Annotated in this window: 17 protein-coding genes and 1 pseudogene; all 18 read left to right on the top strand. The window is 52.1% G+C overall.

Features of this window, described 5'->3' with window-relative positions:
• Positions 1-8 precede the first annotated feature (8 nt).
• Positions 9-1,307, top strand: a complete 1,299-nt coding sequence (locus tag E0698_RS24005; protein WP_192513145.1) for an alpha-glucosidase/alpha-galactosidase — start codon at positions 9-11, stop codon at positions 1,305-1,307.
• A 13-nt stretch (positions 1,308-1,320) separates the two neighbouring features.
• Positions 1,321-3,147 (top strand): sensor histidine kinase, encoded by a 1,827-nt coding sequence (locus E0698_RS24000; protein ID WP_192513144.1) that lies wholly within the window; start codon positions 1,321-1,323, stop codon positions 3,145-3,147.
• Positions 3,148-3,164: 17 nt separating this feature from the next.
• Positions 3,165-4,757 carry a helix-turn-helix domain-containing protein gene (locus tag E0698_RS23995; RefSeq protein WP_192513143.1) on the top strand — a complete coding sequence of 531 codons (1,593 nt, stop codon included), beginning with the start codon at positions 3,165-3,167 and terminating at the stop codon, positions 4,755-4,757.
• A gap of 123 nt (positions 4,758-4,880) precedes the next feature.
• Entirely contained in the window at positions 4,881-6,236 is a 1,356-nt protein-coding gene (locus E0698_RS23990) for an ABC transporter substrate-binding protein (RefSeq protein WP_238354127.1), read from the top strand.
• Positions 6,237-6,269: 33 nt separating this feature from the next.
• Positions 6,270-7,175: a carbohydrate ABC transporter permease gene (locus E0698_RS23985; protein WP_044646720.1), complete on the top strand. Its 906-nt coding sequence runs from the start codon at positions 6,270-6,272 to the stop codon at positions 7,173-7,175.
• Positions 7,172-8,098, top strand: coding sequence for a carbohydrate ABC transporter permease (locus E0698_RS23980; protein WP_134910997.1), 927 nt, complete (start codon positions 7,172-7,174; stop codon positions 8,096-8,098). The genes E0698_RS23985 and E0698_RS23980 overlap by 4 nt, the downstream gene beginning before the upstream one ends.
• Positions 8,099-8,136: 38 nt before the next feature.
• Positions 8,137-9,243 (top strand): M24 family metallopeptidase, encoded by a 1,107-nt coding sequence (locus E0698_RS23975; RefSeq protein ID WP_192513142.1) that lies wholly within the window; start codon positions 8,137-8,139, stop codon positions 9,241-9,243.
• Between the two features lie 169 nt (positions 9,244-9,412).
• Positions 9,413-10,936 (top strand): Ig domain-containing protein, encoded by a 1,524-nt coding sequence (locus tag E0698_RS23970; protein ID WP_192513141.1) that lies wholly within the window; start codon positions 9,413-9,415, stop codon positions 10,934-10,936.
• Positions 10,937-11,021: 85 nt separating this feature from the next.
• Entirely contained in the window at positions 11,022-12,230 is a 1,209-nt protein-coding gene (locus tag E0698_RS23965) for an NAD(P)/FAD-dependent oxidoreductase (RefSeq protein WP_192513140.1), read from the top strand.
• Positions 12,227-13,228 (top strand): proline racemase family protein, encoded by a 1,002-nt coding sequence (locus E0698_RS23960; protein ID WP_192513139.1) that lies wholly within the window; start codon positions 12,227-12,229, stop codon positions 13,226-13,228. Before E0698_RS23965 ends, E0698_RS23960 begins: the two co-directional genes overlap by 4 nt.
• Before the next feature lie 153 nt (positions 13,229-13,381).
• Positions 13,382-14,269, top strand: a complete 888-nt coding sequence (locus tag E0698_RS23955; protein WP_192513138.1) for a dihydrodipicolinate synthase family protein — start codon at positions 13,382-13,384, stop codon at positions 14,267-14,269.
• Positions 14,270-14,284: 15 nt separating this feature from the next.
• Positions 14,285-15,721, top strand: coding sequence for an aldehyde dehydrogenase family protein (locus tag E0698_RS23950; protein ID WP_192513137.1), 1,437 nt, complete (start codon positions 14,285-14,287; stop codon positions 15,719-15,721).
• The gene (locus E0698_RS23945) at positions 15,714-16,025 is read left to right on the top strand and encodes a (2Fe-2S)-binding protein (protein WP_238354126.1); all 312 of its coding nucleotides are present in this window, start codon (positions 15,714-15,716) and stop codon (positions 16,023-16,025) included. Before E0698_RS23950 ends, E0698_RS23945 begins: the two co-directional genes overlap by 8 nt.
• Positions 16,022-16,357: a (2Fe-2S)-binding protein gene (locus E0698_RS23940; protein ID WP_192513136.1), complete on the top strand. Its 336-nt coding sequence runs from the start codon at positions 16,022-16,024 to the stop codon at positions 16,355-16,357. Before E0698_RS23945 ends, E0698_RS23940 begins: the two co-directional genes overlap by 4 nt.
• A complete protein-coding gene (locus E0698_RS23935) occupies positions 16,354-17,577 on the top strand; it encodes an NAD(P)/FAD-dependent oxidoreductase (RefSeq protein WP_192513135.1) in 1,224 nt (407 codons plus the stop codon). The genes E0698_RS23940 and E0698_RS23935 overlap by 4 nt, the downstream gene beginning before the upstream one ends.
• Positions 17,578-17,646: 69 nt before the next feature.
• Complete coding sequence (locus E0698_RS23930) at positions 17,647-19,971, top strand: glycoside hydrolase family 127 protein (protein WP_192513134.1); 2,325 nt, start codon at positions 17,647-17,649, stop codon at positions 19,969-19,971.
• A 437-nt stretch (positions 19,972-20,408) separates the two neighbouring features.
• Complete coding sequence (locus E0698_RS23925) at positions 20,409-21,353, top strand: copper amine oxidase N-terminal domain-containing protein (RefSeq protein ID WP_192513133.1); 945 nt, start codon at positions 20,409-20,411, stop codon at positions 21,351-21,353.
• Between the two features lie 4 nt (positions 21,354-21,357).
• A pseudogene (locus tag E0698_RS23920) lies at positions 21,358-23,760 on the top strand (DUF5704 domain-containing protein); the annotation flags it as partial.
• Positions 23,761-23,836 lie beyond the last annotated feature (76 nt).

Below are 23,836 nucleotides of genomic sequence, written 5' to 3'. Positions count from 1 at the left end.
GAAAAGGCATGAGCAAGATTACATTTCTGGGCGCAGGCAGCACAGTATTTGCCAAAAATGTGCTTGGTGATTGTATGCTGACACCTGCTTTGCAGGGCTTTGAGCTGGCGTTGTTCGATATTGACCCCGGAAGGCTGAAGGATTCGGAAAATATTTTATCCAATTTGAAAAAAACGACAGGGAGCACCTGTGTGATCCGCTCCTACACCGACCGTAAGGAAGCGCTGCGCGGAGCAGCCTATGTGATAAATGCCATTCAGGTTGGCGGCTATGATCCGTGTACGATTACGGATTTTAAAATCCCCAAAACATACGGTCTGCGCCAAACGATTGCCGATACGGTCGGGATTGGCGGTATTTTCCGCAACTTACGGACGATTCCGGTGATGCTCGATTTTGCGGCAGATGTGCGCGAGGTATGTCCGGATGCATGGTTTTTCAACTACACTAACCCGATGGCTGTGCTGACGAATGTGATGAACGAACACGGCGGTGTCCGTACGGTAGGGCTGTGTCACAGCGTGCAGGCGTGCATACCGGAGCTGTTCAAAAGCTTGGGACTGGATCAGGAAGGCGTAAAGGCGAAAATCGCAGGCATCAATCATATGGCGTGGTTGCTCGAAGTGAGCAAGGACGGTGTGGATTTGTATCCCGAGATTAAAAAGCGGGCCGCCGCCAGGCAGCGGGAAAAGCATAACGACATGGTGCGTTTTGAGATGATGCTGAAATTCGGCTATTACATTACAGAATCGTCCGAGCATAATGCGGAGTATCATCCATATTTTATCAAGCGGGCATACCCTGAACTGATCGAACGGTTCAATATTCCTTTGGATGAGTACCCGCGTCGCTGTGTGAGCCAGATTGAACGATGGGAAACGATGCGCGAGGAGCTTTTGGGCAATCAGGATCTTCGCCATGAAAGGTCGAATGAATATGCTTCGTATATTTTGGAGGCGATCGAAACGGATAGGCCTTTTACCATTGGCGGCAACGTAATGAATACAGGTTTAATTACCAATCTGCCGAAGGAAGCATGTGTGGAGGTGCCTTGTCTGGTGAATCGCAACGGGGTTACGCCGACTTATGTCGGAGATTTGCCGCCCCAATGTGCTGCGCTCAACCGGACGAATATTAATACACAGCTATTGACGATTGAAGCTGCGATCACCGGGAAAAAAGAGCATATTTATCATGCCGCACTGCTGGACCCGCACACGTCAGCCGAGCTATCTATGGATGAGATTGTTTCTCTGTGTGATGAACTGATTGCGGCGCACGGAGAGTGGCTTCCAGCCTATGTGTAAGGGAGGCAGATGAATGGGAGGCCGTGGTCGTCAAAAGTTTACCGGGATTCCTACGATCCGTGGGAAATTCATTGTACTTACGCTGGTGCTTACCGTCATTCCGATGGTGGTACTGACCTTTACCTTTTACCGGATCGCGGCCCATTCACTTGGTGAGAAGTCGGAAGCGCTGGCTATGCAGTCCCGGCAAATGAGTGAAAATTACGTCAATGCGACACTTTCCGATTTGAACGATTTGACCAATGCCATTCTCGGCAATCCCGATGTGCAGGCCACGCTGGAGAACAAGCCGGAAGACGATTATGAATACTTACGGAACGATGAAACACTCAGCATGGTTGTCCGGGCGCAAACCCAGACCAAGCCGTATATCACGTCCTCTCTCATATATGCCGCCAATGGCGGGCCCAAGCATTCACTGTATCAAGGGAATGTTTCGGTCCGCTTTGGCGGCCTTCCTACATTAGAGGAAGCACGTGTTTACTATCGTCGCTTGCTCGCGGATCAGCCCATGTTGTGGATGGCCCATTCACCGTTCGAATCGGGACGAGGGATGGCGGATGATCGTCTATACGTCGGGAAACTGCTTCGAAAAACGACCGGAGACTATGCACCGCTTGGATTTTTGCTGCTGGAAATTGACAAGGCCAGCCTGTTTCGGGGGCTTGCCTTTCATGAAACGGACGGCAATACCCAGATGTGGGTGCTGGATCAGGAGGGCGAGCCTGTATACCGTTTGCCGGAGCAGGCGGTTGCGGACAAGCTACTACTGCATCAGATTGCCAAATCTGCTGTAGACAAACCCATGCTAACGAAGGACTGGAGAACATGGAATGGTCGTCAGACCATGATTTCCTACGGACCGTTGAATGAAGGACAATGGACGCTGCTGCAAAAGGTCGATCAATCCGTGCTGTTCGAGGATGCGCGGCAGATTGGGGCCTGGACGATCTGGACTTTTTTAATTGCACTGTTGTCGGGCTGGGTGCTGTCTTATCGGCTGAGTGACACCATTCGTCGTCCGCTGCTTCAGTTGAGCCGATTAATGGCTGTGGACGGCAGTACGAGCGCCACAGGCTCAGCCAAAGATTCCGAGGGCCACGTCCCTGTTTTTTTTAATCCCAAGGATGAAGTGGGGCAGATCGGGGAGCGTTTTCTTCATATGATGCAAAGAAATCATGAGCTGTACGGACAAGTCTATGAAGCATTACTGTCGCGCAAGCAGGCAGAGTTTCGTGCGCTTCAGGCGCAGATTAATCCTCATTTTCTGTACAACACGCTGGAGTCGCTCAAGGGAATGGCGCTGGCAAATGGGCAACGGGATATGGCAGAGGTGATCGGGGCTTTTGGTAAATGCTTTCGCATCTCGCTAAGCTATGGCCGGGAGCAGATTAGCTTGGGGCAGGAAGTCGAGCATGTGAGCGCCTATGTGAAGGTGCAGCAGTTCAGATTTCGGGATTCGTTCGAGTGGATTTGCGAGGTGGAGGAAGATATTTGCGGGTTTTACGTCCCCAAGCTTATACTCCAGCCGCTCGTTGAAAATGCCATTTACCACGGCTTAAAAGGGCGTACCGACCGTGGCTACATCATGCTGTCCGGTACAAGGGAAGGCGATGCGTTGCGATTAACGGTCAGTGACGATGGAGGCGGTATCGGAGCCGAGCGGCTGGACGATATTCGGAAGTCGCTGGATGCCGGGCGGGAAAGTGCCATTGGCTTTGGGCTGCGTAATGTACATGAGCGTCTTCGTCATTATGGCCCACAATATGGACTGTCCGTGACCAGTGAGCCGGGCCTGTACACTTCGGTTACCTTGCTAGCACCGATTCGAACCGAATAAGGAAGGGAGAGGATGGCATGTACCGGCTGCTGATTGTGGACGACGAATATCATATTCGGGAAGGACTGAAGCTGATGGTGGCGGAAAGCGGCCTGCCTGTAGAAGTTAGTGATGTGGCGGGTGACGGCGAAACGGCATTACGTTTGTATGCGGAGCGGCGACCGGACATGATTTTATTGGATATTAATTTGCCGGATATGAGCGGACTGGACATTGCAAAAATCATTCGGGAAAAGGATCAGCGTACACCTTTGCTATTCCTGACAGGGTACGAATCTGTGACGTACATTCGTCAGGCGGTTTCGCTTCAAGCGGTTGATTATCTGCTCAAGCCTGTGACCAGCGGGGATTTTGAAGCGGCTCTGCGGCGGGCCGAAGACCGTATTGTGCAGTTGAAAAGGAGCGAGGAGGAAGTCATTCACCGTCATCGTTCATCGGAGCCGTTGTACAGGGAGCATCTGCTGCTGGATCTGCTACAGCAGCGGCGTCCCGCGGCCGAGGTCATCCGGGAGATGGACGGGCTGGAGTTTTCCGGCGAGACATCCGGACCTCCCTATACCGTGCTGTGTTGCGAGCTGGAAGAGCCGCAGCAGCAGGAAGCGGCCACCACGAGCGAGCTGCACGGCTGCAAGGAGGGAAGCAGCCGTGTATTCGCCGGACTGGCTTGGGAAGCTGCGGCAGCCGCCGGGGCGAAGGCACACGGAGCGGCGGTTTCCCGGGATCGGCGTGTCGTGCTGCTGGCAGCAGCATCTTGCAGGGCGGCGGAGCGGACAGCACAGCAGATTCGGCAGGCCGTACAGGAACGATTGAGTCAGGGGGTGTCCATCGGGATAAGCCGTCCCGTACAACAGATGGAGCAACTTCCCGAAGCGTATGAGGAAGCTGTCCGGGCGGCGGAGCACCGGGGCTGGGTCGGCTATAGCCAGATCATCCCCTATGAGAGCATTCAGACGGCTGAGCTGAACAGCAGTCATTTGCTGGAGAAGGAGCTGCTCATGATTACGGAAATTCGGGCCGGAAATGATGCCGCTGTACATGCGATTTTACAGGAATGGTCGGGACAATTGGCAGGTTTGCCCGTCAAGCAGGTAAAAATGATCGTCACCCAGCTCGTTCTGTTCGTCATGCGGATCGTCCAAAGCGACGCATCCGTAGGCCAAACGTCCATGCAGGAGCAGGACCCGCTGCTGGAGCTGTCCCGATTGCGGCACGGTCCCGAGATGATCGACTATGTATCCCGCTATTTTGTGCGGGTGGGTCGCCATGTCCGAGAATCACGCGAGAAGGGCATTCCACGCAAATTCCAGCGGGCCAAGGAATGGATTCGGGAGCATCTTCAGGAGGATGGCGGGCTGAACCGTCTTGCAGAGTACATGAATATGAGTCCCAAATATTTGAGCGCCCGTTTCAAGCAGGTTACGGGAGAAAGCTTTGCCGACTATCAGACGCGTGTCCGCTTCGAACGTGCCCGCGAGCTGTTGCTGGACCCGAATCGGAAGGTTGCTGAGGTGGCGGAGCTTGTGGGCTTTGCGGATACGAACTATTTTAGCATTGCCTTTAAAAAGCATACCGGACTGACCCCGACGGAGTTTCGTAAAACATTTTTGTAAACGCGCTGTTAAAAAAATCATACCAAAACAAAGAGAGTCTGGAGTCGTTGGGTAGTCGGCTCCGGGCTCTCGGCGCATAATAGGCTTGTAAGGAGAATCCAGTTCAGGAAGGGGCCGGTTGATTTGCTGAAACGAAGGTTACGGACATGGATGGCTCTCGTGATAACGGCGATTTTGGCAGGGCTGATGGCTTGCAGCGGCAACGGTGGCGAACCGGTCAACCCTAATGCGGTCGAACTCAAGTTCATGTACTGGGGGAGCAATGACGAGAAGCAGGCAATGGAAAAAATGATCCAAAGCTTTAATGCATCCCACCCGGATATCCGAGTGAAGGGCGAGCATGTCCCGGGTGATTACACGACGAAGATTAACACGTTAATGGCCGCCAATCAGCTTCCCGATATCGCCTACCTCGGTGATTCGCTTACTATGAAATGGGCAAGTGAAGGCAGACTCCTGGATTTATCCTCCTATTATGATGAATATCCCGAATTAAAAAACAAGCTTAAATCCTCTTATCTCTACAGCGAGCCCGGCAAGTCTATCGGCAATTACACCGCCATGGAAGTGATGCAGTTATTTTACAACAAGGAGCTGTTTACAGAAGCAGGCGTACCCGTTCCTCCGGCTGATCCTAAAAAGGCCTGGACATGGGATGAATTTCTGGAAATTGCCAAAAAGCTGACCAAGGATCAGAACGGCAGGCATCCCGGTGACAGTGGTTTTGATCCGAAAAATATTGTGCAATACGGCTTTGCCTTCGGCAACGACCGCAGCTCCTGGGGACCGCTTCTGGCGAGCAACGGCGGAGCTTTGACCGACCAAACGGGCAAGAAGTACACACTGAATAGCCCCGAGTCGGTGGAGGTATTTCAGAAGCTACAGGATCTGGTTTTCAAAGAGCATGTATCTCCCGATTTGATCCAGCAGCAGGACATGCCATCCAATACGATCCGGCTTCAGACGAAAAAGGTTGCCATGGTGGTGGACGGAACCTGGTCGCTGCTCGATTTTTCGAACAACAAGCAGCTGCAATGGAGTATCGGCGTTCTGCCGAAGCTTAAAGAACCCAAAACGATGATCGTTGCGGGAGCCACTGTTATTTTCCAGAGCACCAAGCATCCGAAGGAAGCACTCGAATTTTATTTGTATCATAACAATCCGGAAAAGGTGGACTTGTTCAAATCCGGTCTGTGGATGCCTATCGAGGAAAAATATTATACCGATAAGCAAGCCATCCAATCATGGACAAATAATGCTGCACATCCGCCGGAATTTCAGCAGGCAGGCATCGAGTATGCCAGAGATTATGCAATCAAGCCGTCCACCTCTACCCTTCGCAATTGGCCTGATATCGGTTCCAAGCTGACCCCGGGGCTGGATCTGATCTGGACGAATAAGAAGACACCGCAGCAGGCATTGGATGAACTGGAGCCTATTATTCAGCCGCTGCTCCAGGGAGTATATCCGGATGAATAAATCGGCAGCACAGCTGCGAAAGGAGATTGGCCCATGAAGCGGCAGCAATCAGGAATGATGCGCATGGAGCGTAACTGGGGTCTGTTGTTCGCGCTTCCTGCCATTCTGGGACTACTCATATTTACGATTGGCCCAATCGCTGCCTCATTCGTATTCAGCCTGACCGACTGGACCATTGGCGGACAGATGACCTTTATTGGCCTGGATAATTACCGGACGATTCTGACGGAGGACACTACCTTTTCCCAATCCATGTTCGTGACCACATATTACGCGCTGGGCAGCGTGCCTCTCGGGTTGGTGGCGGCGTTTATCATTGCGCTGCTATTAAATCAAAAGGTGAAGGGTTTATCGGTGTTCCGCACGATTTATTATTTACCTACCATTGTGCCGAGTATTGCCAACACGATGCTGTGGCTGTGGATGTTCAACCCGGATTTTGGTCTGTTGAATTCGCTGCTGGAGAGTGTTGGACTGCCGGGGAGCAAATGGATTTATGACGAGAGCACTGCGATACCCTCACTGATTATGATGAGCACCTGGGGGATCGGGAACACGGTCATTATCTTTTTGGCAGGGCTTCAGTCCGTTCCCACCCATCTGTATGAAGCGGCTGAGGTGGACGGCGGCCATATGTGGCACAAATTTTTTCATATTACGATTCCTTCGATGACACCGACCATTTTCTTCAATTTGGTCATGTCTTTGATCAGTACCTTTCAGGCATTTAATCAGGCGTATGTCATGACGAACGGGGGGCCTAACAATTCGACCCTGTTCTATGTATTCTACTTGTGGCGCACGGCCTTTACGGAGACCAAAATCGGCTATGCGTCGGCGCTGGCCTGGATCTTATTTTTCGTCATTATGGTGCTGACCGTCCTGATTTTCTCCACGTCCAAAAAGTGGGTTCACTATGAAGGGGGGGAACGTTCATGAATCAAGTCGCTTCTTCTGTCAACGATTCACCAACACCGAAACAGCCGCATCCACAGCCTGAACGCTCCCGTAGTCCCGCCACCACCACCCGAGCCAAGCCGCTCAAAATCAGTCGTGTTCTGCTATATGTCGTTTTAATCATGGGCAGTATCTTAATGCTGTTGCCATTTGTATGGCTCATTCGCAGTTCTCTGATGGGAACATCACAAATTTTCGTGTTCCCGCCAGAGTGGATACCGTCTCCTTTTCAATGGAGCAATTACCCGGAAGCACTGACTTCTGTACCGTTCGGCAGGTATTTTATGAATACGTTCATGATTGAGGTATGTGTGCTGGCAGGAGTGATGATGACCTCAATTGTATCGGCGTTTACCTTTGCCCGCCTGCGCTGGCCCGGACGTAATCTGATTTTTTCACTGCTGATCGGGTCGATGATGCTGCCTTACGCGGTGACACTGATTCCAACCTTCGTTATGTGGCGTGAGCTGGGTGGGCTGAATACATTCCTGCCGCTGATTGTTCCCGCATGGTTCGGTGGAGGGGCGTTTAACATCTTTTTGATGCGACAATTCATGCTGACTATTCCACGTGATCTGGACGAAGCGGCATATATGGACGGGGGCACACCTCTGACCGTACTATGGCGCGTCATTATTCCATTGTCTTCGCCCGCGTTGATTGTGATCGGGATATTTACTTTTATTGATGTGTGGAATGACTTTTTAGGCCCGATTATTTATTTGAGTGATGAAAAGCATTTTACGCTGGCGCTGGGCTTGGCGACTTTCCGGGGGCTGAACAACACAAATTGGCCTTATCTGATGGCGGCTTCCAGCACGATTTTGGCTCCCATTGTCCTGATTTTCTTTATCGGACAACGCTATTTTATTGAGGGCATCACATTGACAGGCATCAAAGGCTAGAAGGAATTGAAACTACAATTCAGGAGGCGGCTGTAGCTTTGGAAAAGCAAATCGGTTCGGCAAAGCGGGTACAGGGTGTTCCGGGCAGATTGGCCCGATTGCGGTCGGAGTTTTCGGCGCTGGGTATAGATGCGCTGCTCATTACACACGGACCCAATCGGCGCTATATGTCGGGGTTTACAGGCTCGGCAGGGATCGTGCTCATTACGGAGGAAGATGCTTTTCTGGTGACGGATTTCCGTTACATGATGCAGGCAACGGATCAGGCACCGGAATATTCGGTCATTCGGCATGAGGCACAAATTTTCCAGACGGTGGCTGATCTGACAGACAAACTGGGCGTTCACAGACTGGGATTGGAGAGCCGCCATGTCTCACTCCAGCAATCGAGTCAGCTTCAAGCCGTGCTGGGTTCGCTGGAATATGTGCAAACGGAGGATATGATTGAACGACTGCGTGATGTAAAGGACGATGAGGAAATTCGCACGATCAGCGAAGCGGCGCGTATCACCGATGCCGCTTTTGCGGAGGTGCTGAATTACATTCAGCCAGGGGTTACAGAGCGGCGGATTGCGGCGGAGCTGGAATATCGGCTGCGGCTGGCTGGCGCGGAATCGGGTGGTTTTGCATTTATTGTCGCTTCGGGTGAGCGTTCAGCGCTGCCGCATGGGCTGGCCAGTGACAAGGAAATTGGTCAGAACGAGTTCGTCACGATGGATTTTGGCGCAAATGTGCGCGGCTATCTGTCCGATATCACGCGTACGGTTTTCGTCGGCAAACCGTCAGAACGTCATGAGGAACTGTATGCCATTGTGCTGGAAGCGAACATGAAGACGATTGCAGGACTTCGCCCCGGAATAAGCGGCAGTGAGGGGGACAGTCTGGGGCGGGATGTGATTTCCTCATACGGCTATGGGGAACATTTTGGTCACGGATTGGGCCACGGTTTTGGTCTGGAAATTCATGAGCAGGTACGCCTGTCCCGCGAAAGTAAGTCGGTGCTCGTACCGGGCCATGTCATTACCGTGGAACCAGGCATTTATATCCCCGGCTTCGGCGGGGTTCGTATTGAGGATGATGTGCTGATCACAGAAGATGGTGTAAAGGTACTGACCTCTTCGCCAAAAGAGCTGCTTTTATTGTGAGCATTTTGCATACATCCCAAGAGCGTTTTCAAACCAGCAATATTATATTGATCGAAACGGTTTAGTTCGTCTATATATTGTACTTTCGAGCGTTGGGAATCAAATGATGCAAAATGCTGTAAGAACATGTCTGTCTGCCAGTCATCCAAAAACGATATGGAGGGATCGCATGAACATGCAAAAAAGACGCACGAAAATATGGCTGACCGCGCTAGCGGCTTCTCTCATCGTTGTTTTGACCCCAGCCATTCCGGGTCAACAGGCTTATGCCGAGGCGGAATCGGATGCAAAAGTCATCGACATCTTTAGCCGGACGGTGAACGATTACGGTATAGACCTGGTCGATTGGCAAGGATATCTTGCGAACCCGTATGTGAAGCTAAAAGTAAAGCCGCCTGCGGACGCCGCTTTTCCAGTGACGGTTACGCTGAATGCGCAGGGCACGTCCCGGCTGATGATGGATTTGCCAAGTACGTTGTCGGCCCAAGGCGCAAGCAAGACCTTAACCTTTAACAACGCGCAGGAGGAAAAAGAATTCCGACTAGCCATCCATCCCGACCGGATCGGAGGAAACGGCGAAATAGAGCATTATACGCTCTCTATGTCCATTGCCGGACATGATGGGCAGACGAAGGTCCAGTCCATTCCGATTCGGGTGTTGGATCAGGACGACAATGAAGAGCCAAAAGTACCCATACATTTTGACTACCGCTTCGATACGATTATGCCCTATTTCAATGATGCTTCTACCAGAAAAGCCGCAGAGCTGGCGGTGAAGGACTGGTTCTATTACTTTGATCTGGATTCCTTCGACGAGGTTCCTGCCAATGCGGAGGTAAACCATCTGCCGGGAGACGACTGGCAAAATGAAATACAGGTGACGAATGACAAGCCTTACAAGGGCATGTGGGTGTTTATGAGAGGTCTGAACGGGCCTTATTCTACAGGCTTTCCGGCAAACAACGGCAATTATCATACACGCAATGGTGTGACTGTGCCGGGGAACTTAAACCGTTCCTACAGTCTGATTCTGGATTTTTATGATGATGCAATTCCATTCACATCGGTGGACGATGAAGAATGGTATCAATCCGATCTCTCCAAGGTAACTGATGTGCATGGGTTGATCATGCATGAATTCGGCCACGCGATTGTGTTCAGCGACACGTTCCCGGGCGTCAAAGCACTGAAGGAAGCGGCAGGAATTGACCCGGACATTATGGCCTATCAACATAGAGCGGCCGCGTTGGACGACAGCTATCATCTCTCTGGGGAGCTTGCGGAGGTTGACAGACTGAGCGGACAAAACGGTGGCTGGCGGCATATGTTCCCGACCCGGCGCTGGATGAACACGAAGCTTTCGCTGCTGGTAGCGGAAAAGGCAGGCTGGCCGCTGCGTAAGAATCTGACTCCTTTCATTGCGCCGGAAATCATTACGAAGGAACTGCCTGAACCCGCCAAAGGAAAGGCGTACACGGCCAAGCTGGAGGCCAAGGGGGGCGTACCGTTTTACGATTGGACTGTGACAGGCGGCGAACTGCCCGCAGGCTTGAAGCTGGATCGCTTCACAGGAACGATCAGCGGGACAACAGACAGCGGAGCAGAGAAGAAGACATATACGTTCACTGTACAGTTACGGGATTATGACGAGCTGAGCAAGCCTGTGACTCAAAGCTTTACGCTCAAGCTGTAACTGAAAATAATCCAGTAGCAACTTCATGATTTTGGATTTTATTATGATGTACTCGGGCTTGAGTGGTTGGAGGGAGGGGAAATGAATGAAACACGGTGCAGCGGATCTTGCCGTTGTAGGCGGCGGGATCATCGGTGCTGCCATCGCTTATTATGCAGCAAAATCCGGTTTGAAGGTTGTGCTGGCTGAGCGAGGGGAGATTGCTGGAGGCACTTCGTCCCGTTGTGATGGAAATATTTTAGCCATCGACAAGGAGCCGGGATTTGACAGCCGAATGTCGCTGGTATCGCAGGAACTGGTAGCAGAGCTGGCTAGAGAACTGGAGGATGAATTTGAGTATCGTGCGCCGGGCAGTATTTTGGTCTGTGAAAATGATCAGGAGATGCAGGCGGCAGAGCAGTGGGTCGCCCGCCAGCAGCAAGAGGGCCTTCCGTTTCGCATGCTGGATCAGCAGGATTTGCAGGAGGAATGGCCGCATTTGGCTAAAGATTTGCCGGGCGGGCTGGAATGTGCGACAGATTCAACCGTGAATCCGGTACTGATGACGTATGCACTGGCCGGGGCCGCACGCCGAATGGGAGCCAGACTACTGCCGCGTACGCCGATACAGTCCGTCCTCAAGGACGAAGGGGGAAACGTTCGGGGTGTGGAGACGCCCCATGGAGTTATCCATGCTGGAGCGGTGGTGCTGGCGGCAGGCGTGTGGACACGCAGCATCGGTCAATCACTCGGTCTTCACCTTCCGATTAAGCCGCGCAAAGGACATATTCTGGTGTCTGCCCGGATGCCCTCGATCGGGAACCGCAAGGTAATGGAGTTCGGGTATCTGATGAGCAAGTTTGGCGGGCAGCGGAGTGTGGATGAGGTGTATGAAAAATATGGTGTAGCACTGGTATTCGAGCCGACCGCATCGCAAAATATCCTGATCGGCAGTAGCCGCCAGTTTGTCGGTATGGATACAGGTGTGGATCAACAGGTGATCCGGTTAATCGCCCGCAGAGCGATTCGCTTTTTTCCAGACTTGGCAAACGTGCCACTGATGAGGGCGTATACTGGATTGCGTCCGTGGACGCCTGATCACTTGCCGATCGTATCGGCGGTGGACGAAATACCGGGGCTGTTTATCGCCTCGGGCCACGAAGGAGACGGTATTAGCCTCGCAGCGGTTACGGGGAAGCTGGTGACCGAAATGGTGCGCGGCGAATCGACTTGCATTCCGGTGGAGCCCTTGCGGTATGACCGGTTTGGAGAGGCTTTTAGCAGCAATCAGCTTCACGGGGAGGTAACCGGATGAGTGTACTAGGCAAAATCACTACGATTGATACCCACACGGGAGGAAATCCGACGCGGACAGTCATTCACGGTGCGCCCAAGCTGGTGGGTCATACGATGCTGGAAAAGATGACGTATATGGCAGAGCATCATGATGATTTTCGTCGTCTGCTCATGTTCGAGCCGCGCGGGCATGAGGTCATGTCAGGCTGTATTTTAACAGAACCCTGCCATCCGGATGCCGATATCGGTGTGGTCTTCGTGGAGACAGGCGGCTACTTGCCGATGTGCGGCCACGATACGATTGGCGTATGCACGGCGCTGATGGAAGGCGGATTGATTGCTGCGGACAAAAAAACGATTTTGCTGGATACCCCGGCAGGCCCGGTTCAGGTGCTGCTGGATGTAGCCGAGGGGAAAGTACGCCAGGTGACGTTCACGAACATTCCTTCTTTTGTTTACCGTCGGGAGGTAGAGGTGGATGTAGAGGGGATCGGTCAAGTCACGCTGGATATTGCGTATGGAGGTAACTTTTACGGCATGATCGAGGCTGCTTCCATCGGCCTTGGGCTGGAGCAGAGCAATGGGGCAGAGATTGTACGAACGGCGGTGCGGATTCGGGAGGCGGTGAATGCTGTGGTTGAGGTGGTGCATCCTGAAAATCCGGTCATCCGGGGACTGACGCATATTGAATTTTACGGGGAACCCGTGGCTCTACAGGCAGATTGTCGCAATGTCGTCGTCATTCCGCCGGGAGGTATCGACCGTTCACCTTGTGGCACAGGAACCTCGGCCAAGGTAGCGGTGCTGCACGCCAAGGGAAAGCTGGGTTTGCATGAGTCGTTTGTGCACGAAAGCATCACCGGCTCCATGTTCCGGGCTGAAATTGTGGGGGAAACACAGGTAGGCTCTTATCCGGCAGTGATTCCGCAAATTACCGGATCGGCTTGGGTGACGGGGCATCATCAATTTGTGCTTGATCCGGAAGACCCGCTGAGAGAAGGATTTTTACTTATGTGAGCATTTTGCATCAATTCAAAGAGCGGCTTTCCATCAGCAATAAATAGATCGGAATGATTCTATCCGTCTATATATTGTACCCGCGAGCGACTGGAATCGAAGGATGCAACATACTGGATATCAAAATAAAGATGGGAAAGGGTTGGTGAGCATATGGCACGTTTTGAAGGTGTATATGTGGCGTTGGTTACACCGTTCACGGCAGAGCTGGAGGTCGATCACAAGCGTCTGACCGAGCTGTGCGAGCATCTGATTGCGAACGGCATTAGCGGACTGGTTCCTACGGGATCACTGGGAGAATATGCAGCTTTGTCCGCGGAGGAACGGTCGCAGGTTGTGCATACGGTAATTGACGCTGCGGCGGGGCGAGTCCCGGTCGTTGTCGGCTCGGCGGCTCCATCCACCAAGCAGGCGGTGCATTGGGTACAGCATGCAAAGGATGCCGGAGCAGCTGGCGTCATGGCGCTGCCGCCCATTAATTACAATCCGCTGCCTCATGAGGTAACGGCCCACTATGAAGCATTGTCGGAGGTAGGCTTGCCCATCATCGCATACAATAATCCCCATGATTACAAGGTCGATATGACCCCGGATATCCTTGCGGACTTGTCACGCATTGAAAATATCGTAGCGGTTAAGGAATTCTCAGGTGATGTACGACGTATTCACGCTATTTTGGAAAATACAGAGCTGGAGGTCATGGTGGGGGTAGATAATCTGGCTATGGAGGGGGCGTTATTCGGCGCGACAGGCTGGATTTCGGGGGTACCTAATGCGTTACCCAAGGAAGGGGTAGAGCTGTTCCAGCTTGCACAGGCGGGAAATATAGCGGAAGCTTCCGCTTTGTATCGCAGGCTGCTACCGTTGTTCCGCTATGATGCCAGCCCGCAACTCGTACAGTCCATTAAATACATGATGGAGCTGGCTGGTTTTCCGGTCGGCCCGACACGTCCACCCAGACTTGCGCTGCCGCAGGCGGATTATGACCGCATTCGCGAAGCTTTTGAGGTGGCGGTTCATCCGAGCGGGGTTTCATCCTGAATGGAGGTGAAGACGATGGAGAGCCGAAATTGGATCGGCGGTGAGTGGCTGAGTCCTTCAGGCGAAGAAATGGTCGTTCGCAATCCTTCCGCGCTGAAGGAGGAGGTGGGTATCGTTCATTTTTCAGATACGGGCGCTATTACACAGGCCGGGGAGGCTGCACGGCTTGCACAGGCGGGATGGTCGGCATTAAGTCCGGCAGCTCGGGGAGCTTATCTGTTCAAAGCAGCCGGGGTGCTGGAAGCGAGTCTGCCCGAATTGGCTGAGCTGGCCAGCCGTGAAATGGGCAAGCCGATTACCGAGATGCGCGGAGAGGTCATGCGAGGTGTCCATCTGCTCCGATACTATGCGGCAGAGGGCGTACGTTCCATCGGTACGGTTATCCCTTCGAATGAGCCGGGAGTGCTCCAGTACACGAAGCGTATTCCGCTGGGCGTAACGGCTGTCATTACGCCGTGGAATTTCCCGGTAGCCATTCCGCTCTGGAAAATCGCTCCTGCACTCTTGTGTGGAAACACGGTCATCTGGAAGCCTGCCGAACATGCGTCATTAACTGCGGTACGGGTGGCAGAACTGTTCGAGGCTGTACAGCTTCCACCGGGGGTATTGAACCTTGTCGTCGGGCAGGGCAGTCGCATTGGCGATGCCCTGCTGGAGCATCCGGCATTGGATGCGGTCAGCTTCACGGGTTCTACCCCTACAGGTTTGGGCATTGCCGAGCGGTGCGCGCGCCGTAACATCAAGTACCAGACTGAGATGGGGGGTAAAAATGCCGCTATTGTGCTAAAGGATGCAGATATAGCGCAGGCGGTGGCGATGATTGCCAGCGGAGCCTTCCGATCAGCCGGGCAAAAATGTACGGCAACCAGCCGGGTGATCGTGGAACGGTCTGTCTATGAAACGTTTACGGATGCCTTGCGCCAAGCGGTGGGAAAAATTCAGATCGCCCCGGCGCTGGACCCCGGCGCGTATCTTGGACCTGTAGCATCCGCAGGTCAGTATGAGAAGGTCATGTCCTATGTCGCGCTAGCCCGCCGGGAAGCAGATATTTTAGCCGAGGGCGGAGCCGCCGCTGGGACGGATAACGGGTATTATGTGCGTCCGCTGGTGGCAGCCGGGCTGGATTCGTCACATCCGCTGATTCAGGAGGAGATTTTTGGTCCCCTGATCGGTGTCGTGCAGGCGGACGACTTCGAGGATGCGATTCGACTGTGCAATGATTCTATTTACGGATTGAGCGCCTCGCTATTCACCCGCGATTTGCGGCTCGCCCATCGATTTCTGGATGAAGCGGACGCCGGAATGGTACGGGTTAACCAGGAAACGGCTGGTGTCGAATATCAGGCCCCGTTCGGCGGTTTGAAGCGATCCAGCTCACATACCCGGGAACAGGGGCAGGCGGCACTGGATTTTTATTCAGCCATTAAAACCTGCGCGATCAGCTATGAATAAGCGGGTGGCGGGCCAGAGTGAGACGGTTGATGCGTCAGGTCATTTGCTCGTATGTCGCTGCGAAGAAGTGAGTATGGCGCAGTTGGAGCAGGCTTGCCGTATGGGAGTGGATACGGTGCGCCAGCTTAAAATGGCTACGCGAGTGACGATGGGGGCATGTCAGGGCAGGGTATGCAGACAATTGGTCGAGTCGTGGTTTTATAGCCAGTATCCTGCCGCTCGCCGCGAGGCGGAGCTGTTATCGCAAAGACCCCCGGTGCGTCCCGTGACGTTCGGTCAGTTGGCAGAGGGAGGTTCCCTATGAATCGTGCGCGTATTGTGAGCCATCCTATTTTGGGGCAGAAGCCGGAGCGGCGACAGGTGTCTTTCGTTTTCGACGGTCGCCCCATGCAGGGTTTGGCTGGAGAGCCGCTCGCAGCTGCGCTGCTGGCAAGCGGTGTCCGTTTGCTGAGAAGGCATGAGGAATCCGGCACAGCCAGAGGCATATATTGCGCCATTGGGCATTGTAACGAATGCCGCCTGACAGTTCACCCGCTCGGTACCGTCCGTTCCTGTCTGACCAAGTTGGAGGAAGGTATGGTGGTGGAAACCGGACGGCAGCTTTCGAATGAAATCACAGGGAGAATTGTGATATGAATAAAATGGCGCATCTCATCGTCATTGGCGCGGGTCCCGCCGGATTGTCCGCAGCGGCATCGGCTGCTGAACAAGGGTTGCCAGTCACGGTGCTGGATGAATTTACGGAGCCGGGTGGACGTATGCCCGGCCAGTATCATGAGGAAGGCAGCAAAGGCTGGTGGGTCGGAAAACACGTTTCGGATGAACTGGTTACCCGTTGCGTGGAGCTTGGGGTGGACATCCGCTGCGGTGTATCTGTGCATGGCATGGAGTATACGACAACGTGGGAAATTTCCACCTCCTGTGAATTGTTCACTGCCGATTATGTATTGCTGGCAACTGGAGCCGCTGAAATTCCCGTTCCGCTGGACGGCTGGACGCTGCCGGGCGTGATGTCCATCGGGGCTGCGCAGGTGATGACCAACGTTCATTACGTCAAGCCGGGAGAACGCGGCATCATTGTAGGCATGAACGTACTGTCCATGGCAATTGCCCGAGAGCTGTCCGTCGCCGGGGTGAAGGTGGCGGCGATTACACTGCCGTGCGCCAATCCGCTGGCTGGTACGGCGGCAGATCCGACAGCCTCCGCCAAGCTGCTGCTACAGCTGTCGGGGTTGGCTCCCGCCGCCTGGATGCGTGCAGGCGGCAAGCTGGCAGCAGCGATGCGGATGGAGGGTCTCATCGCGCGCTGCTATCCCCACAGAGGTTTCCGTCTGTGGGATATCCCGATCCGTTTGCGGACGGCAGTGCTGTCCGTCAACGGGCAGGACCGGGTCGAATCTGTGACCCTGGTCCACGTTAAACCGGACGGCTCGCCTATTCCCGGCAGCGAGCGCGTCGAACCCGCCGACTTCGTGGCGCTGAGCGGCGGATTGTATCCGCTCGCCGAGCTGGCGGCGGTAGCCGGGTGCAAATTCGTGTACAGCCCCGAGTTGGGCGGGCATGTTCCACGGCATGGTGAACGAATGGAAACCTCGCTCAAGGGACTGTATGTTGCCGGAAATATTACCGGCATCGAAAGCGGGCTGGTCGCCATGGCTCAAGGGCGATTAGCCGCCGCCTCTATGATCCATGCCGCTGGCCTTAGCGGAGCCGACGGGGAACAACGGATACAGGAGGCGATCCGTGAGGTCCATTTTACACGAAAAAACGCTCTGATCCAGTTTCATCCCGGCATTACAGAGGCGAGAACGCAGTTGTACCAGCAGTGGGGGCAAACCTCTGGCAGCGGGGCTTAACGGCTGGCTGTACTAGATACGCGCTTTCTTTTTTTACATCCTTAATTCGCCTTAAAGGAGGAACGGAAAATGACGCTCAAAGCAAAGGCCCATATGAAAGCAAGACCGTTCGCACTGAACGAGGTGGTGTTGGCTAAAGGTCCCTTCAAACAGGCGATGGAGCTGAACCGATCCTATCTACTGGAGCTTCAACCCGACCGTTTGTTGGCGCGTTTTCGGGAATATGCCGGACTTACACCCAAAGCGCCTCAATATGAAGGCTGGGAAGCCATGTCTATTTCCGGTCATACACTTGGACACTATTTGTCCGCTTGCTCCATGATGTATGCTTCGACGGGCGACGACCGTTTTAAAGAAATCGCACATTATATTACGGATGAGCTGGACGTTTGCCAAGAAGCGCATGGTGACGGGTATGTATCCGGCATTCCGGGGGGAAAGGAACTTTTTGATGAAGTGTCTGCCGGAAATATTCGTTCGAAGGGCTTTGACCTGAATGGTGCCTGGGCTCCCCTTTATACATTGCACAAGTTGTTCGCTGGTCTGCGTGATGCGTACCATTTGACAGGCTGTGACAAGGCATTGGCAGTAGAGCGCAAGCTGGCGGACTGGCTCGGGGGTATTTTGAAGCCGATGAGTGATGAGCAGATGCAGCAAATGATGTTTTGTGAATATGGAGGCATGAACGAGGTATTAGCGGATTTGTATGCGGATACGGGGGAAGAAAGCTACTTGCGGCTGGCTGAGTGCTTCTGGCACAAGCTGGTGCTGGACCCGCTTAGCTCGCAGGAGGATTGTTTACAGGGGATTCACGCCAATACGCAAATTCCGAAGCTGATCGGGCTTGCCAAGGAATATGAACTGACGAATGATACGAAGCGCCGGGCGACGGTGGAGTTTTTTTGGGATCGGGTGGTGGATCATCATTCGTATGTCATTGGCGGCAATAGCTTTGGAGAATATTTTGGAGCGCCGGGTGGTTTAAATGATCGCATCGGGCCGCATACGACAGAGACGTGCAACACCTATAATATGCTCAAGCTGACCAGCCATCTGTTTCAGTGGAATGTATCCGCCAAGGAGGCAGATTTTTATGAGCGGGGTTTGTTTAATCATATTTTGGCCTCTCAGGACCCGGTTCATGGGGGTGTAACGTATTTTCTGTCGCTGGCGATGGGTGGACACAAGCATTTTGAAAGCAAGTTTGATGATTTTACATGCTGCGTTGGCACAGGGATGGAAAACCATGCGAGCTACGGCAGCGGCATTTATTTTCACGATCACGATAAGCTGTATGTCAATCAGTTCATTGCTTCCACGCTGGAATGGAAAGACACAGGCGTTACGCTAAAACAAAGCACGTCCTATCCGGATACCGATCATACGACGCTGGAAATTCAATGTGATCAACCTGCCAAATTTATGCTGCTCGTCCGCTATCCTTATTGGGCTGAAAAAGGGATCACCATCCGCGTAAATGGCAAGGAACAAGCGGTCGTATCGGAACCGGGCAGCTTCGTCTCTATCGCCAGAACGTGGATTGACGGCGATGTTGTAGAGGTGACGATTCCGATGTCGCTGAGACTGGAGCAGATGCCGGATAACCCTGACCGGGCGGCTGTTATGTATGGACCGCTGGTGCTGGCAGGGGACCTCGGTCCCATAGCTGATCCCAAGGCCAAGGATTTCCTGTACACACCGGTATTCATTCCCAAAACGGATGAGCTGGATGCCTGGATACAACCCGTGGAGGGCAAAACGAACACATTTCGTACTTTGGATGCAGGCCACCCCCGGGATGTGGAATTGTCTCCTTTGTATAAAATGCATGACCGCACCTATTCCGTATATTGGGACATTTTTACACCGGAAGCGTGGCAGAAGACAGAAAAGGAATACACGGCGGCACGCGAAAAGCTGGCTATTCTGGAGCAGTGCACGATCGACTTCGCCCAACCCGGAGAAATGCAGCCGGAGCGGGATCATAACTTCCAGGGAGATGCTTCGACTCGCACCGGATATGTAAACAATCGGCCTTACCGGAATGCGGGCATTGACGGCTGGTTTTCTTTTGATCTGAATACAGATCCGGCTGCTCCGATGCTGCTGGTCATTACCTACACAGCTACGCTGGAAATGCCAAACTGCGGTTTTGATATTTTGATTAACGGTCATCCGCTGGATCATTTTAGTGAAGGCTTCGATGAGGCCGACAAGTTTTACAACGTAAATGCCGCCATTCCGGCTGCATATCTGGAGGGCAAGGATAAAGCGACAGTGACCTTCAAAGCCAAGCCGGGACAGCGTATCCGCAGATTGTTTGGACTGAGAATGGTTAACCAGGACGTGTATGAGCGGCTATATCAGGATGGCAGTTCAGGTGTGTATGAATGATATTTGAGATGTTTCGTGAGAAAAAAGTAACGTTTGATTTTTAGTCAGTTATGATTTATGATATAAGAAATATTGGATGATGCTGGAACAATCATTAGGGTATGAACTGAGATATTCATCGTTTTTTGCGCGTGAAGCACACGGGCTGTTTCTTCCTTACAGGGGAGAGGCAGCCCTTTTTTGTTGAGATTTTTGGGAAATGTAACTACTTGAAGGAATTAGTCTCCTGATATTAGGGGAATAAAACTTTGGTCAATGTAGTCTGTTTTTTTAGAATGCTTTATATTAGAAGTTTTTCTTATAGATTTTGTGATAGGGAAACCATATAATATATAAGTTGTATCCAGTATTTTCCGAAAGTGGGGATGCGATAAATTCGTGGTCTTTGGGCTGATAGTACATAGTTCATAGTTTAAGCAGACAAAGGGGATAGAGAGATGAGTATGAAAAAATGGATGTTGAGTTTGACCGCAGTCACGTTGCTTTGGGGAGCAACCAGTACAATTCCAACGACGGAAGCAGCAAGTAGCTCCAAACCGATTGAAGTATTATTGAATGCGAAAAAAATACAGTTTCCGGATGCTAAACCATTTCAGGATGATAACGATTATGTAATGGTTCCTATTCGTTTTGTATCCGAAGCGCTGGGAGCTAAGGTAGGCTGGGAGAAAACAGGCGGTCAGTTGGCTGTGTCGATTAAGAATGACGCGCATGTGGTCAACATGACGGTGGGACAGAACACGGCTACCGTGGATGGACAGAGTAAAACATATGAGACGAAGATTATTTTGAAGCAGAACCGTACTTTTGTACCATTACGGCTAGTAAGTGAAGGCTTGGGTCAGACGGTAGAGTGGGACAAGGTCAGCCGCTGGGTTTGGATTGGGAAGAAGGAGATCGCTGCGCTGGAGGATACGGGGCATCAGGCGGTGAGTATTGAACCGTACAAAAAAACGATTGGTACCATACCCGCTCTTTTGAAAGATGATCTTGGTAAGCCATATGACAAAGTATTGATTTTTAAGCAATCTGACTTGCCTATCAAGCTGCTTCGGGATATTTATTCTGTTGAGCCATACACAACTTCTGATGGTGTGCCTTACTTGAGAATGAGAGTAAAAACCAAGTCCACAGCAGGTGGAGTTTTCTACATGACTAAGAATAAGGATACCCGTCTTCGTTCCCCGTTGCGAGAAATGACTCAAGACAATGGAGACGGAACAAAGATGATCTATTACCCAATTTACTCCTCTGCTGACGAGCTTTATTTGGGCACTAAAAATTATAAATCTTTTAAGCTACAAGACATTGAGTACATTGGATTCCGCCTGCAAGGTGATGGCTACATTCCCTTGATGGTTAACCCGTGGAAGAGCAATTAAGCACATGAAGAACACGAAACGCATTCTGGCCGTATTGCTGGTGGGGGTACTTCTATTCTTGCAGCTCCCACCTTTTTCATTTCCCACAAACAAGGCGTCAGCCGATACAGAAATTACACCGCTTTCCTACTATGCAGATAAGAATGATCGTTACTTTGTCGGCATGATGTACTTCGACATGTGGAAGAACACCGCCGGGGTTTGGGTCACAGATGGAGGAAAACAACCTGAAAAGAACATGCAAGGTGAAGCCACATTCATCTACAAATTTAATTTCCCAGGCCGCAAGATCAAGAATGTAACGGCTCGCCTGTACACGGCTAGTGACAATAGGGAGTATTTCACAAAATCACGGTCTGACCTTTATCAAGACTATTCTGATCACATAAGTAAAGGCACAAAAGATGATCCGGATATCCGTCCCTTCCAGAAGCAAGGGATTGGTACGGATACCACCATCATTCCGATTACGGTAAGTATAAGGCTGAATGCGCAAGTTCAAGCTGAAAACATCAAGGCTCAGAGCTGCCCGAACTGCGCAAAAGAAGTAGAAGCCTGGCGTATCTACCAGCCAATCCTCTTCAAAATCGAACTGGACAGCAATCTAATCGTCAAGCATTTTACTACTGATGAAAAATCTCTTAACAACGTATTTACACCAATTGAAGGTGAGCTGCAATCTGGGGAAACGTATGATTTCACCCCACCAACCGATCCCAGATATGAGTATGTTGGCTACAAAAAAAGCACTATGGGTAAACCGCTCATTGGAGACATTTTGCCGGGAAATGTACCCGGATTTACTTATAACGGCTCCTTCAAGCAGTTTACAGCTTACTTATATTATAAGGAGAAGGGGCCGCCTCCTGACACGAAATGCACCCGACCTACGCCTAGCGGTAGCCAGTCGGACAAATACCTCGACCCAATGGCTTCAGGTGTTATTAAAGCCGATCAACGAGGTGCGTCACGTTTTGATGTAGCCAAGGGTATTCCAACTTCTGAAAGCCTGTACGGAAACGTGCTGGCCCGAAATTACCTGTTTCAAAACACTTTTCAACAGCTCAAAGGCGAGTGCACCTACAACGTCAAGCTGAAGCGTGCCTATGATCTGGAATGGGAAGGACCTACGGATACCTTGCGTATGAGAATCGTGGAGTATTACAAATACGAAATTGTAAAACCGTACTCTTACTGGACGATCGACAACCTTGAGGTGTACGGTATCAAGAACGCGCAGCTACGAAACTATGCACTGCCGGGAGGTAGTATTACGATTCCGCCGAAGGATTATGCCCCTCCTGCTTTAGAATCAGCGAACAACGGTAATTATTATCCGGGGCCAGATCCGGGCATCATCGACGGGGGTTCACTTTATATTTATGGCGGCAAGAGTATGCCTAAGGTGCCCAATGAACAAAGGTCACTGGAGCCTGTGGCCCAGAAGGCTACACCAGACGTGGAAGTGGAAAACGATACTGTGAAATTCAACGGTCAAACGATCATGGACCACCAGCGTGTCAAGGAAAAGGGCCCGACTCCTGGCAAAATCCCTGAACCCGTAAAAATCGGGCCGGATACCCTCTACAGCCCGGGCCATGTGATTGAAAAGCACAAGACAAATAAGCCCAATACGCCTAGTAGCGGTGATATCACCTATACCATTCTCAAAGGAAATATCAATGGCGGTGCAGATAAGATTTTGCCGATCCAAGGGATCAACACCGTGACCGTCCATACGCCCGTGGTGAATCTTTCAAGTGTGTCAGACGATGCGGCCCACAACCAGAAAACCCAACCGACGAAAGGTCGATCAGCGCTCATTCTGGAACGTCCTTTCCGCGTGACGATTTCAACGGCGGGCCCGCATCTGAATATTCCCGGCTATGGTGATCGGGAGTATGCCAAATATGTGCGAACCAAGCAGGTGCGATTTCCGTTCGATGTGTACGACAAGGGGAAAACTCAATTCTATCCGCATGGAACCTGGATCGACATTCCGGTAAGGCAACTGGACACAGACTTCTATTTGCCTGTATGGGTGGATGAAGGGAATTATACCGTCGAGTTTCGGACTATTGCGGAAAACGCACCGGACGGGTTCACTGAGCAGCGTCATGCCAATACGGATATCGCGCATCATGTCGCCAATGATGTGGTAGAGATCGAGGTCATCGGACGGATGTATGATTTTCATATCACGGATATTGCCGACTACCATTGGGAGCGGGTGTTCCGACAGCGCAAAGGAAGCCCGGTGCATAGCGGACTGTCCTATTGGACGGGACTAGGGAGCATCGACGGACTGCCAAGAGGGAATCAGGAGCCGTTTACCTTGCCTGTCCGTCCCGGCAGTCACCCGCATGAAGGCTACCAAAATGTGGCGATCAAGACAGGCTACCACTTCAGTGCGACACGTTACTCTATAAGTGCTTAATAGCATGAAAAGAGTGGGTTTCCCAACAGGGAGCAACAACTGATTA

Origin of the sequence: Paenibacillus sp. 23TSA30-6, assembly GCF_014858585.1 — a bacterium.
GTDB lineage: Bacteria > Bacillota > Bacilli > Paenibacillales > Paenibacillaceae > Paenibacillus.
Note: the sequence above shows the minus strand (reverse complement) of the source record. Positions and strands in the feature narration are given on the sequence as shown.